The organism is Bradyrhizobium sp. SZCCT0153 (assembly GCF_018129995.1).
Taxonomy (GTDB): Bacteria; Pseudomonadota; Alphaproteobacteria; order Rhizobiales; family Xanthobacteraceae; genus Bradyrhizobium; species Bradyrhizobium japonicum_G.
Window position 1 is genome coordinate 64,991 of record NZ_JAFCKS010000015.1, and the last position, 12,828, is coordinate 77,818.

General features: G+C 64.8%; 13 protein-coding genes. 7 read left to right on the plus strand and 6 right to left on the minus strand.

The annotated features are described in order from the left end of the window. Nucleotides 1-166: 166 nt before the first annotated feature. From JQ572_RS33840 to JQ572_RS33865, 6 genes are read left to right on the plus strand one after another with little or no spacing between them, the layout of a single operon-like run. Nucleotides 167-1,345, plus strand: coding sequence for an ROK family transcriptional regulator (locus tag JQ572_RS33840; RefSeq protein ID WP_211387190.1), 1,179 nt, complete (start codon nt 167-169; stop codon nt 1,343-1,345). 58 nt (nt 1,346-1,403) lie between these two features. Further along, on the plus strand, nt 1,404-2,690 hold the full coding sequence (locus tag JQ572_RS33845; protein WP_211387172.1) for an ABC transporter substrate-binding protein: 1,287 nt from the start codon (nt 1,404-1,406) through the stop codon (nt 2,688-2,690). Further along, a complete protein-coding gene (locus JQ572_RS33850; protein WP_211387173.1) occupies nt 2,687-3,610 on the plus strand; it encodes a carbohydrate ABC transporter permease in 924 nt (307 codons plus the stop codon). Before JQ572_RS33845 ends, JQ572_RS33850 begins: the two co-directional genes overlap by 4 nt. After that, nucleotides 3,564-4,454: a carbohydrate ABC transporter permease gene (locus JQ572_RS33855; protein WP_372703167.1), complete on the plus strand. Its 891-nt coding sequence runs from the start codon at nt 3,564-3,566 to the stop codon at nt 4,452-4,454. Before JQ572_RS33850 ends, JQ572_RS33855 begins: the two co-directional genes overlap by 47 nt. A gap of 10 nt (nt 4,455-4,464) precedes the next feature. Continuing rightward, complete coding sequence (locus JQ572_RS33860) at nt 4,465-5,574, plus strand: ABC transporter ATP-binding protein (RefSeq protein WP_211387175.1); 1,110 nt, start codon at nt 4,465-4,467, stop codon at nt 5,572-5,574. Beyond that, nucleotides 5,571-6,338: an SDR family NAD(P)-dependent oxidoreductase gene (locus JQ572_RS33865; RefSeq protein ID WP_211387176.1), complete on the plus strand. Its 768-nt coding sequence runs from the start codon at nt 5,571-5,573 to the stop codon at nt 6,336-6,338. The genes JQ572_RS33860 and JQ572_RS33865 overlap by 4 nt, the downstream gene beginning before the upstream one ends. Here JQ572_RS33865 and lpxB read toward each other — a convergent pair. The 3 genes from lpxB to lpxA are packed head-to-tail and all read right to left on the minus strand — an operon-like array spanning nt 6,335 to nt 9,184. Next, on the minus strand, nt 6,335-7,519 hold the full coding sequence (gene lpxB / locus JQ572_RS33870; protein WP_211387177.1) for a lipid-A-disaccharide synthase: 1,185 nt from the start codon (nt 7,517-7,519) through the stop codon (nt 6,335-6,337). The genes JQ572_RS33865 and lpxB overlap by 4 nt on opposite strands. Continuing rightward, complete coding sequence (locus JQ572_RS33875; RefSeq protein WP_211387178.1) at nt 7,516-8,373, minus strand: LpxI family protein; 858 nt, start codon at nt 8,371-8,373, stop codon at nt 7,516-7,518. Before JQ572_RS33875 ends, lpxB begins: the two co-directional genes overlap by 4 nt. A 19-nt stretch (nt 8,374-8,392) precedes the next feature. Then, entirely contained in the window at nt 8,393-9,184 is a 792-nt protein-coding gene (gene lpxA / locus JQ572_RS33880; protein ID WP_211387179.1) for an acyl-ACP--UDP-N-acetylglucosamine O-acyltransferase, read from the minus strand. Nucleotides 9,185-9,360: 176 nt separating this feature from the next. Between lpxA and JQ572_RS33885 the strand changes: the two genes are divergently transcribed. Beyond that, complete coding sequence (locus JQ572_RS33885) at nt 9,361-9,705, plus strand: KTSC domain-containing protein (protein WP_211387180.1); 345 nt, start codon at nt 9,361-9,363, stop codon at nt 9,703-9,705. Between the two features lie 6 nt (nt 9,706-9,711). Here the strand turns inward: JQ572_RS33885 and fabZ are convergent, their stop codons facing one another. The 3 genes from fabZ to bamA all read right to left on the minus strand — a co-directional run. Beyond that, the gene (fabZ, locus tag JQ572_RS33890) at nt 9,712-10,173 is read right to left on the minus strand and encodes a 3-hydroxyacyl-ACP dehydratase FabZ (RefSeq protein ID WP_211387181.1); all 462 of its coding nucleotides are present in this window, start codon (nt 10,171-10,173) and stop codon (nt 9,712-9,714) included. Then, nucleotides 10,170-11,237 carry a UDP-3-O-(3-hydroxymyristoyl)glucosamine N-acyltransferase gene (gene lpxD, locus JQ572_RS33895; RefSeq protein WP_211387182.1) on the minus strand — a complete coding sequence of 356 codons (1,068 nt, stop codon included), beginning with the start codon at nt 11,235-11,237 and terminating at the stop codon, nt 10,170-10,172. The genes fabZ and lpxD overlap by 4 nt, the downstream gene beginning before the upstream one ends. 124 nt (nt 11,238-11,361) lie before the next feature. Next, nucleotides 11,362-12,828: outer membrane protein assembly factor BamA (gene bamA / locus JQ572_RS33900; protein ID WP_211387183.1), on the minus strand; the 1,467-nt coding region annotated here is incomplete at its 5' end.

The following is a 12,828-nucleotide window of genomic DNA, read 5'->3' on the forward strand; positions in this document are numbered from 1 at the left end:
AGCGGCGCCATCACAGGATGGCGCCGTTTTGTTTTGTGCAGACGCCGTTGCAGGTCCGTCCGATGCTGCCGCGCACAACAACAAGTCGGCGCAATGCGTCGGCCGGCGCTTGACGTCGAAACGCTTCGCGCGCAAATTCTTACACTAAGTAAGAATGACGACAGGGATGGAAATGCCGGAGCAGCCGCGAAGTCGGCGGCAGACGCGTGCCGCCATTTTGACTCACCTGCTTCAGTCGGGCGGCTCGTTTCGTCCGCCGCTGGCCAGGGCCGTGCGCCTGTCCGAGGCGAGCCTATCGCGCATCCTGTTCGACCTGAAGGCCGAAGGCCTGATCGCGGAGGTGCGGCGCCCTGCCCCCTATGTCGGCGGTCCCACCGGCCTGGTGTCGCTCGGTTCTTCGGTGGCACTCGCAGCCGTTGAACTGACAGGTCAATGGCTCAGCGTTGGCGTCGGCGGCCTGTCGGGCGAACTGCATTACACCGAGCGTGTGCCGCTGCCGGTGAAGCTGAATCTCGGGTCCGTCAGCCACGTCTTTCGCGAGGCGCTGGCCTTGCTGCGGGACTGGACACGCCAGCGGCGTGTCAGGCTCGCGCAGATCGGCGTCTCCGTTCCAGGCCTCGGCCGATTGAGCGAGTTTGGCAATCCGATCATCCCCTGTGATGTCGGACATATCAGCGACATGCTCGGCGAGATGTTTGCCGGCGTGCCGGTCGCGTTCACCAACTCGGTCGTGGCGCACGCCAAGTTTCATCGCTGCCGCACGGAAAACTATCCATTCAGCGGCGCGCATCTGTTCGTCTTTGTCGGCCAGGGCGTTGCCGGCGCCTGGATGGATGATCCGGTCGAGGATGATGCCCTTCAGCCGGTCGAGCTCGGCCACATGGTGTTCGCTGCCGACGGACCGCGTTGCCGCTGCGGCCATCACGGCTGCGTCGAGGCCTATACGTCGCTTCCGGCCCTGGCCGAGCTGTTGGGCGTCACCGAAGCCGACTTGCTCCGGCTCGGCAACGAATGGGTGACCACGATCCCGCTTCCGCCGCGCGTGCGTCAGGAATTGCGCGAGCGCTTGTTCCGGCTTGGCCTTGCGATCGGCAATACGCTGAACGTGAAGCCTTGCCGCGGCGTTGCGATCAGCGGCTGGCCGTCGCTTCTCTCAGAGGACGATCGCAGGGCCGTGGTCGACGGGATTGATGCCTGTCTGCTGGGTGGACGGACATTGGCACAGGTGTCGCTCGCCTTCGTGCCGCCCTCGACCGGCAACGATCCGCAGGCTGCGCTCGCCTTCGCCGCCTTCTGCCTCGCCAGATGCGGCGGAATGCACGCAGCTTCTACGGAGGCCGCCTGACATGAACTAAACCGCGCCTTTGACGCGCCAACAGCTTTCACACCGGGAGGAACTTGACATGCCGATCACCACAACAAGGCGCCGTCTGCTCGCTGGATCTGCGGCCGCGCTCGCACTGCCGGCATTTGCCCGCGCACAAGGCGCAGTCAAGCCGCGCCTGACCGCAATCTCGCAATGGTCCGCGGGCAGCGACGGAGCGGCGATCACGGCGCTTGGCAAGAAATTCGAGGAAAAAGGCGGGATCTGGCAGCACTCGCCCGTCCCCGGGTTCACCACCGAGATGATGAACAAGCTGCGCGCTCAGATCATGGCGGGCGATCCGCCGGCCTGTTCGCAGCTCAAAGGTCCCGAGATTGCAGCCTGGTCGAAGATTGCCCCGACCGTCGATCTCGACGCCGTCGTCGCTGCCGCCGGCTATGAAAAGGTCGTCGCGCCAGATCTTGCAAAATTGCACAAGCCGGGGGGCAAGTGGATTGCCCTGCCGCTGCAGATCTACAGCACCAACATGCTGTTTCTCTCCAAACGCGCGATGGACAAGGCCAAGGCCGACAAGATCCCCGTCACATGGGCTGAGTTCAACGACCTCGCCGAAAGGATGAAAGCAGGCGGTGTCCCCTATCCCGTCGCAAACGGCGGCACCCGCCCCGACGACGGCCAAAAATTCGAGGCCGCTTTGGCGGGCATCAGTCCCGCTGCATACCGCGCTGCCATCATGAATCTCGACGCGAAGGCCCTGAAGGGACCCGAGATCAAGGCAGCGTTCGTACAGGTGCGCAAGATCGCCGACTGGATGGACCCCAACGTCGGCGCCCAGCACTTTTCGACCAACCTGAAGCGCTTCATCGACGGCGACATGGGCATGATGATCATGGGCGGGTGGGCGCAGGGCGTATTGCGCAATGCCGGTTTCAAGTTCGAGGACTTCATGATCGCGCCGGGCCCCAGCGACAATAGCAAGCCGGTGTTCCTCTTGAATGCCGATGCGTTCATATTCTGGCAGCGCAAGGAGCCCGACCTGCAAGCCGGCCAGACGCTGATGGCCCAACTCGTGATGGATCCGGCGATCCAGACGATGTATTCGCAGATTACGGGATCGATACCCGTTCGCACCGATGTCGATCTTTCCGGTGAAGGCTGGTCGGACGGTCAACGGCGGACCGCAGCTGCTCTGAAGGACGCTATCGCCAGCAATCAGGCCGTCCTCAGTCTTGCGCACAACATGGCGCAGGAAAACGGCATGACCGCGGCGTTGATCGACGTGATCACCGAGTACGTCAAGGACAAGACGATCAAGCCGGAGCAGGCGGCCACCCGCCTCGCCGAGGCCGTCGAGGGCGCGCGTTGACCAACGCCGTCTCGACGAAACCGGGCCGGCCGGCGGCTTCCGATCTGGTGCGCCGGCTGCCCGAATACCTGATGATCTGGGTGCCGCTGCTGCTGTGCGCCGTGCATCTCGTGTCGTTCTCGCTGTGGACGATCTGGATATCGTTCACGCCATCCACGCTGGTCCCGGTCTCGGGCTGGGTGGGTTTGCGCAACTACACCGCGGTCCTGGCATCGCGAAACTGGCAGATCGCCTTCGACAATCTGCTGCTGTTTGGCAGCGCTTTCGTGCTGCTGAGTGCGGTGACCGGGCTCGTCCTTGCGATCCTGCTCGATCAGCGCATTCGCGGCGAAAACGCGCTGCGATCCATCTTTCTCTACCCCCTTGCGGTGTCTTTCGTCGTCACCGGCACGGTCTGGAGCTGGCTGCTCAATCCCGGCATCGGAATCCAGAAGCTGGTTCACGACCTCGGCTGGACCTCCTTCAAGTTCGACTGGCTTATCGACCGCGACATGGCGATCTGGACCATTGTCATCGCTGCGATCTGGCAATCCTCCGGCTTCGCCATGGCGCTGTTCCTTGCCGGCCTTCGGTCCGTCGATGCCGACATTATCAAGGCCGCGCAGATCGACGGCGCGGGACCGATCCGAACCTACTGGCGCATCATTCTGCCGACGCTTTGGCCGATCACCATTACCGTCGTCGTTGTCCAGTTGCAGTTCGCGATTTCGGCTTTCGACCTCGTCCGTGCGCTCACCAATGGCGGGCCGGGAATCGCGACCCAGCTGCCGGCTCTCGTCGTCTACGACCTGATGTTCCAACGCAGCCTGCTCGGCCGGGGGGCGGCAGCGGCTGTGCTCATGTTGCTTATTCTGCTCGCGGTCCTGCTGCCGTATGCAGCGTGGCGCTATGTCCAGAAACGGCGGGCGACCCATGCGTGAGCTCGCGCCAGGCCGCGTTCTGATCTATCTCATCGTTTCGCTGATCGCTGCAACATGGCTCGCGCCATTGGCGGTTGTCGTGCTGAACTCGCTGCGCACCAACGAGGAGATCGCGCAGGGGTCGATGATCGGCTGGCCGCAACACTTGGCCTGGAGCAACTACGCCGCTGCCTGGAGCGGCTTCTGCGTCGCCGAGACCTGCGCCGGTATCCGGCCGTACATGCTGAACTCCGCGCTCGTCACGATCCCCGCGACGATTTTCTCGACACTGCTCGGTGCGGTCGCCGGTTACGCCGTGTCGCTCTGGCGCTTTCGCGGCGACAACTGGATCTACGGAATCGTGACCCTAGGCCTCTTCCTTCCCCAGCAAATGCGCCTGCTTCCCTGGACCATCGTGCTGCGCGATATCGGCCTCATCAACACGCTGACGGGCCTGGTTCTGATTCACACGATCCAGGGGCTCTCCTTCACCACGCTGTTCTGCCGGAACTACTATGTCGCCATTCCCCACGAATTGATCAGGGCCGCGCGCATCGATGGCGCCGGGTTCTTCCGTATTTTCTGGCGCATCATCCTGCCGCTCTCGCCTCCGATCCTGATCGTCACCGTGATCTGGCAGTTCACGCATATCTGGAACGAGTTCCTCTACGGCGTGACGTTCACGAACGGCCAGCAGCAGCCCGTCACGGCCGCTCTCATCGCGCTGTCCGCCGCCGTCGCGGACATCCCACAGCATGGCGTGCAGAGCGCCGCGGTGATCATCGCAGCGCTCCCCACTCTGCTGATCTATCTCCTCGGTGGCAGGTACTTTGTTCGCGGACTGACCGCTGGCGCAGTGAAATGATGGATTTGTCATGGCAGCATTGAGCATTCGCGCCCTGTCCAAGCGTTACGCCAATCTGGAGGTGCTGAAGGGCATCGATCTCGACATCGAGAGCGGCGAGTTCACCGTGCTGGTCGGACCGTCCGGATGCGGCAAGTCCACGCTGCTCAACATCGTCGCCGGGCTCGATCGTGCGAGCGACGGCACGATCGAGATCGGCGGGCGCGTGGTCAATGACGTTCCGCCCAAGGACCGCAACATCGCCATGGTGTTCCAGTCCTACGCGCTCTACCCGTCGATGACGGTGCGACAGAACATCACCTTCGGCATGGAATGCCGGCACGTAGCCAAGGCGGAGCAGGAGAAGGCGCTGGCGAACGTGGCCAAGCTGCTCCAGATCGAGCCCCTGCTCGGCCGCAAGCCGTCGCAACTCTCCGGCGGCCAGCGCCAGCGCGTGGCGATGGGACGCGCGCTGGTGCGCGATCCCCTGCTCTTCCTGTTCGACGAGCCGCTCTCCAATCTCGACGCCAAGCTGCGGGTCGAGATGCGGATGGAGATCAAGCGGCTGCATCAGCGCATCGGCGCCACCATCATCTATGTCACCCACGACCAGATCGAGGCGATGACGATGGCAACCCGCATCGCCGTGATGCATCGGGGCGTGGTGCAGCAGTTTGCCGATCCGGATACGGTGTATCGTTATCCGGCCAATCTGTTCGTTGCCCGTTTCATGGGTTCGCCGCCGATGAACACGATGCCGGCACGGCTCGAGGCTGATGCCGGTGGGCCGGTGGTCGTGATCGGCGCGGGGCGGCCGGATGAGGTTCGGCTCCGCTTGCAAGGATACGACGCGGCGATCCCCTTTGTCGGCCGCGAGGTGGTGTTCGGGATCAGGCCGGAATGCATCGCGGAAGGCAGCCGCGTGTTTCCCGGCGATGCGCCCGTCGTCCTCAGCGCGCCGGTGGAGATGGTCGAGCCGACGGGTGCCGAAACGATCGTGCTGCTGCGGCTCGGCGGCGAGTCGGCGCTGGCGCGCATCACGCCGGATATCCGCCCCGCGCCTGGGGCGACCGCGTCCTTTGCGCTCGATACACGGCGCATTTGCCTGTTCGACCCCGAGACGGAGCGACTGATCGCATGACCCAGACGAGCTATTCCAGCCTTGCCGACCGCGTGGTGTTGGTTACCGGTGGCGCCAGCGGCATCGGAGCCGCCTTCGTGCGGGCGTTCGCGGCCCAGGGCGCCCGGGTCGCCTTCCTCGACGTCGATGCGAGCGCCGGCGAGGCACTGGCGCGGGACGTGGCGGCCGGATCCGCCTCCGCGCCGTTGTTCGTGCCATGCGATCTCCTGGACATCGACGCCCTGCGCGCCGCGATGGGAAAGGTGCACGGATCGCTCGGCGATGCCGCAGTCCTGGTCAACAACGCTGCCAATGATCAACGCCAGGTGCTGGCCGAGGTGACGCCCGCCGAGTTCGACTGGATGGTCGGCGTCAACCTCAAGCACGTGTTCTTTGCGGCCCAGGCGGTCGTGCCACAGATGCAGGCGCGCGGCGGCGGCTCGATCATCAACATGTCGTCGATTGCCTGGATGCGTGGCGCGCCGGCACTGCCGGTCTACGCTGCGGCCAAGGCCGCGATCGTCGGCTTCACCAACTCGCTGGCGCGGCTGGTCGGTCCCGACCGCATCCGCGTCAACGCGATTGCGCCGGGCATGGTGATCACCGAACGTCAGCGCCGGCTGTGGTATCCGGACGAGCAGGTCATCGCCGAGATTCGTACGCGGCAGGCCATCCCCGATGCGGTGACGCCCGAGGACATCGCAAACATGGCGTTGTTCCTGGCATCCGACGAAAGCCGGCGCATCACGCGCCAGTGCTTCCAGGTCGATGGCGGACTTGGCTAGCTCGTCCGCCTGCCCTTGCGCATGGTCGCGAGCAAAATGTCGGCGGCGCGCACGCTCGGCGATTGATCGCCGGTGGACATGATGGCGTCGAGCCGCGCGAAGGCCTCGACCTGCCGGCGGCGCATGTCGCTGTCCGTGAGCAGATCCGTCAGCGCCGGCGCGAGCTTCTCCGGCGTGCAGTCCTCCTGCAAATACTCCGGAATCACTTCCTCGCCGATCACGAGGTTGGCAAGGATCACCGAGGAGACGCGGATCGCACGGCGCAGGATGAAGGCCTCGATGGCGCCGACGCGATAGGCCGTCACCATCGGAATGCCCGACAACGCGAGCTCCAGCGTGACAGTGCCGGATTTTGCCAGCGCCGCGCGCGCGATTCGGAAGGCGGCGCGTTTCTCGCTTTCGCCAACCACGATCTGCGGCTTGACCGGCCAGGCCGCGATGCCTTCGCGAATGGTGGCTTCGAGATGCGGCATGGTCGGCAGCATCAACTCAAAGGGGCGGCGTTCCGCCTGCAACCGGCCGATCGTGGCGCCGAACACCTCGAGATGGTGCCTGATCTCGCTGCGGCGGCTGCCGGGCAGCACCAGCAAAACCGGCGGCTCGCCGTCGCGGCGAGCCTGTTCCTGCGCGTTCGGACGCAGCGAGGGCAATTGCTCGATCAGGGGATGGCCGACATAGCTGCATGGCGGCCCGCCGAGCTTGCGGTATTCCTCCGGTTCGAACGGTAACAGGCCGAGAACATGATCCACATAGCCGAGCATGGTCCGCGCCCGTCCCGGCCGCCAGGCCCAGAGCTGCGGAGAAACATAATCGACGACCGGGATGGCGGGATTGCGCGCCCGCACGCGGCGGGCGACGCGATGGGTGAAATCCGGACTGTCGATGATGACGAGCGCGTCGGGCGCGGCCTCCAGCACGGCCTCCGCGGTCTCGCGGATCAGCCGGAGAATTTTTGGCAGTTGCTGCACGACCGCGGCGAAGCCGACGATCGACAGCTCCTCGATCGGAAACAGCGATTCGAGTCCCTCGCGCGCCATGGTGCGGCCGCCGACGCCCTCGAACTGCACGCCGTCGCCGAGGCGCTGGCGCAGCACCTTCATCAACGCGCTACCGAGCCGGTCGCCGGATTCCTCCGTCGCGATCAGAAAGATCTTCCGCTTGGGATCGCGGCTCTGCATCACGCCGGCAGGCCGATGACGAAGAGATATTTGGCATCGGCGAGCGCGATCATCGCCTGCGGCTCGGCGGCGATGGTGTTGCCGGCAACGACGGCGATGCCGGCCAGCCCGGCGGCGGCCACACCCTCGAGGGTGCGCGGGCCGATGGTCGGCAGGTCGAAGCGCAAATCCTGCCCGCTCTTCGGAACCTTCACCAGCACGCCCCGCCCGGCGGCGGCGCGGATGCGGCCCTCCTCGCGCAGGCGTGCCACGCGCGCGAGCAGCGCATCGGTGCCCTCGATGTCCTCGACCGCCACCACATGGCCGTCGATCACGACGGCGGCCTGGCCGATGTCGAACGGACCGAGCGCGGTCAGCACCGCGCGTCCGCGCGCGATGTCGGTCTTTCCGGTATCGCTCGGCCAGGCGCGGCTGATGCAGCCCTCGGGCATCAGCAGATCGGGCGCGACATCCTTGATGCCGACCATGCGAAACCCGCCCTCCTCGAGGATGCGCCCGACGCCGGACAACAAATGATCGTCGCCGCCGCGGAAGGCCCGGATGACGTTGCCGAGCAGCCGCAATGTCGTGAAGTCGAACCGGACTTCCGAGAGCGAGGGCCGTACCAAGGTGCCGATGAAGATCAGATCGCGGCAGCCTTCCTCGCGGAACAGGCGCATGGCGCGGCCGAGCTGGCCGACCGAGATCCAGCGATGGCGGAATTTCTCCACCCGCGCAGGATCGCAGGCCCCGCGCAGCGGAAACAGCACCGGCGTGATGCCGCGCGCGGCGAGCGACTCGGCGACCGCGAATGGCATCGCGCCGCCGCCGGCGACCACGCCGACCGGCGATGAAATGTCCGAAGCCGCCGATGTCATTCCCGCGGCCATCCCAGGATCACTTTGCGATGGCGGGAAGACAGAGCGGGCGCTTGCCCTTGCCGATGAAGTCGAGGATTTCGGCGATCGCCGGATCTTCGCCGGAGAGCGGTCGCGCCGTCTCCAGCCGTTCGGCAAAGGTGCCGGGACCGTGGAAGAGCTTCTGGTAGAACGCGCGCACGGTCGCAAGCCGCTGCTTGGTGAACTTGCGCCGCTTCATGCCGATCAGGTTGAGGCCCTCGAGCGCAGCATACTGGCCGTTGACCAGGCCGAACGGAATGACGTCGTCGCGCACGCCGCACACGCCGCCGACCATGACCTGCGGACCGATACGGGTGAACTGGTGGACTGCGGACAGGCCGCCGATGAAGACGAAGTCACCGATCTCGCTGTGGCCGCCGAGCGTCGCCGAGGTCGCGAAGATCACGTCGTTGCCGACATGGCAGTCGTGGCCGACATGGCTGCAGTTCATGAAATAGCCGCGGTCGCCGACCGTGGTAATGCCGCCGCCGGCGACGGTGCCGGCGTTCATCGTCACGGATTCGCGGATGGTGCAGCCCGACCCGATCTTCAGCTTGGTCAGCTCGCCACGATAGCTGAGCGACTGCGGCGGCGTGCCGAGCGAGGCGAAAGGAAAGATGGTGCAATCGTCGCCGATCGTGGTCTGCGCCGTAATGTGCACGTGTCCAATCAGCTTGCAGTTCGCGCCGATCACGACATTCGGGCCGATGATGCAGAAGGGCCCGATCTCCGTGCCCTCGCCGATCACGGCGCCGTCCTCGATCCGTGCGGTGGGATCAATCTTACTCATCAAGCAATCTGACTCATCAAGAAGGTCTGATTATGTGTTGAAGTCGCTCACTTTTCTGGTGGTTAGCGCGACTATGCCCGATCTGTCCAGTGACGTATCGTATCGGCCTGTTTCAGATACCGGATGAGCCCGCCGTCGCAGTCCTTCAACGCCTTCATGTGGAGATTGAGGTCATCGTGGTCAGAGCCCTGGCAATCCTGCTCGCACAGCTTGCGACCGTACCGATCGTGTCCGAGACGGTCGAGACCGGTGAACGCGGCCTTGTCGATCTCGGGACATTCGAGTGCCGCGACATCAACCGCAGCACGGTGCTTCAGCGGGTCTGTTACGATCGCGCGCAGCAGGACCTCGTCGTCGCGGTCAACGGCGCCTATGACCGCTATTGCGGCGTGACGTCAGATACGGTCGAGCGTCTCCTTGGCGCACCGTCCATGGGCCAGTTCTTCAACCAGAACTTCAAGAGCAAGGTCGCAGGCCGCTGGTATGCGTGCGGGGCGCGCGAGCGCACCCACAGGAGCTGATCCCGCTCAATCGGTCAGCATGGCACCGACGTCGGCTTCCGCAACGACCTGCCCATTGACCTTGGCATCGCCGTGAAACCACCACATCGCCTTGCGGCGGCCGACCGAGCGCATGTGATATTCGATGGTATCGCCGGGCAGCACGGGTTTGCGGAACTTGCACTTGTCGATGGTGAGGAAGTACACCGCGCGCGGCTTCTCGGTGCCTTCGACCGACTTGATGCCGATCACGCCCGCGGTCTGCGCCATCGCCTCGATCATCATGACACCGGGATAGACCGGCCGCTCGGGAAAGTGCCCCTGGAAGGCCGGCTCGTTGAAGGTGACGTTCTTGATGCCGATGCCGCTGTAATCGGCGCGGATGTTGATCACGCGGTCGATCAGCAGCATCGGAAAGCGGTGCGGCAGGGTCTGGAGGATTGCGTTGATGTCCACCAGCTCGAACCTGACAGGCGATTCCTCCGTCATTCCCGTCCCCCGTCCTTCGGATCGGCCTTGCTGTCGCGTACCAGGCGCTCCACCGCGATAATCTCCTTGAACCATTGTTTGGTCGGCTTGGCGAAAAAACCGCCCCAACGTCCGTTGGGCGGGATGTCGTCCTTGACGCCGCTCATCGCGGTCACCTGGGCCCCATCGCCGATCTTGAGGTGATTGTTGATGCCGACCTTCGCTCCGAGTGCCACGTTGTCGCCAAGGGTCAGGCTGCCCGCGAGCCCGATCTGGGCCGCCAGCAGGCAGTGCCTGCCGATCGTGACATTGTGACCGATCTGGACCTGATTGTCGATTTTCGTCCCCTCGCCGATCACGGTGTCGCGCAAGCTGCCGCGGTCGATCGTGGTCCCGGCGCCGACCTCGACATCGTTCTGGATCAGCACCCGCCCGGTCTGCGGCACCTTCAGATGGCCCTCGGGGCCGAAGAAGATGAAGCCGTAGCCGTCCTGGCCGATCGAGCATCCGGGATGGATCAGCACGTTGTTGCCGATCAGGGCGCATTGGATCGCGGTACGCGCGCCGACATTGCAGTCCCGGCCTATCTTGACGCCGGGCCCGATCACGGCCCCCGCACCCACGACGGTGCCGCTGCCGATCTCCACGTCCGGACCGATCACGGCCAGGGGATCGACGATCACGCCGTCCTCGAGCCGCGCCGTCGGGTCGATGATCGCCGATGGCGCGATGCCGTCGTTGCCGACCCAGGATTGCGGCCTCAGCGCCTCGCCATGCCACTCGCGGGCGATCCGGACGAAGGCGCGGAACGGCTGCGTCACCCGCAGCACGGCCACATGCGCGGGCACCTGGGCCTCGAAACGCGGGCTGACCAGGCAGGCGCCGGCCTTGGTCGTCTTGAGCTCATCGGCGTATTTGAGGTTGTCGAAGAACGCCAGATGCATCGGGCCCGCTTCGTCGAGCGAAGCGAGGCCCGTGATGATTTGGCCGCCCCTGGCGGGGTCGACCAGCTCGGCCTTGGTCAGCGTGGCAATGTCTGCCAACGCCGAGGCAGGCGGTTTTGTGAAGAAGGTCGGCTGCGCCATTCCACCCCGTCGCGGTCCGGCTTCGGCATGAAGCGGTCAAGCCGCATCATGCCTCATCTCATGGATCGGCACGACCCCTTCGGAAACCGGCTCCATCGATCCGGATCGTGCCCTGCTGCTCGAATTAGAAGCTCGTGCCGCCGCCGAACCGGAACTCCTGCGTGCGGTCGTATTTGCCCTTGGTGAGCGGCACGGCGTAGTCGAAGCGCAGCGGACCGAATGGCGACTGCCAGATCAGGCCGACACCCACCGACGAACGGATCACCTTGCTGTCGTCATACACGAGACCGGTACAGGTTCCGGTGGAGGACGGATTGACGGTCGACGGGATACAGCCAGGCGCGTTGGCTTCGTTGGTCACCGACCAGCTCGTCGGTCCCTTGTAGTCATACAGGCCGCCGGCATCGGCATAGACCGCACCCTTCAGGCCCACTTCCTTCGGCAGGAACCAGAACGGCATCTGCAATTCGAGCGAAGCACCCCAGTATTTGGTGCCGCCGAGCGCGTCCTGCGTGCCGAAGGGATTGAGGTCCCGCGGACCGATGCCGTTGGGGGAAAAGCCGCGGACGAGGTTCGGGCCCATCTGGAAGTGGTCGAGCATCCGCAGATCGTCGCCCATCTTGGTCAGGATACCGCCCTGGAGATGGACGAGGCCAACGATGTCCGACACCAGCGGGGTGTAATACTTTCCGTCCGCCGCGGTCTTCAGGTAGGACACGTCGCCGCCAACCCCGGCGAAGTCCTGCCGGAAGTCGATGAGCAGGCCGTCGGTCGGGTTCTTGTTGTTGTCCAGCGTGTTGTAGGTCAGCGTGTAGCCCAGCGCCGAGGTCAGCGTCTTGCCGTTGGCAAGCTCCTTACGCACCGGCAGCGAGGCTTCGCCGTCGTTGTAGCAGCCCAGGCCGTTGGTCGAAGTCAGGTCAATCGGCGGCGTCTGCGACGCGGCGAAGGCCGGGCTCGGGTTGAATGCCGCGGTACCCAGATTGTTGTTACAATTCGCCAGGTAGGACGGCAGCGTGATTTCCTGCTGATAGACCGAATAGCGCAGCTGCAGCGACAGATCTTCACGCAGGGAGAAGCCGAGGCGCGGCGAGAAGCCAAGCGTCTTGGTGCCGTAGGAGATGTAGCTGTTGGACAGCTGCTCGCGCTGATAGAGGTCGAGGCCCAGCGCGACGCGGTAGTCGAGCAGGTACGGCTCGACGAACGACAGCGAGTAACCGCGCGCATATTGGCCGTAAGTCACCGACGCCTTGGCGAACAGGCCGCGGCCGAGCAGGTTGCGCTCGGAAATCGAGACTTCGGCCAGCGCACCGTCGGTCGTGGAGTAGCCGCCCGAGACCGAGAAGTCGCCGGTCGATTTCTCTTCCATGTCGACGAGCAGGATCACGCGGTCGCTCGACGAGCCGGGCTCCGTCGTGATCTTGACGCTCTTGAAGTAGTCGAGGTTCTTCAGGCGCCGCTCGGCACGGTCGACCAGGGCGCGGTTGTAGGCATCGCCCTCGGAGATGTCGAATTCGCGACGGATGACGTAGTCGCGCGTGCGGGTGTTGCCGCGAAGGTTGATGCGCTCGATATAGGTGCGCGGGCCCTCGTC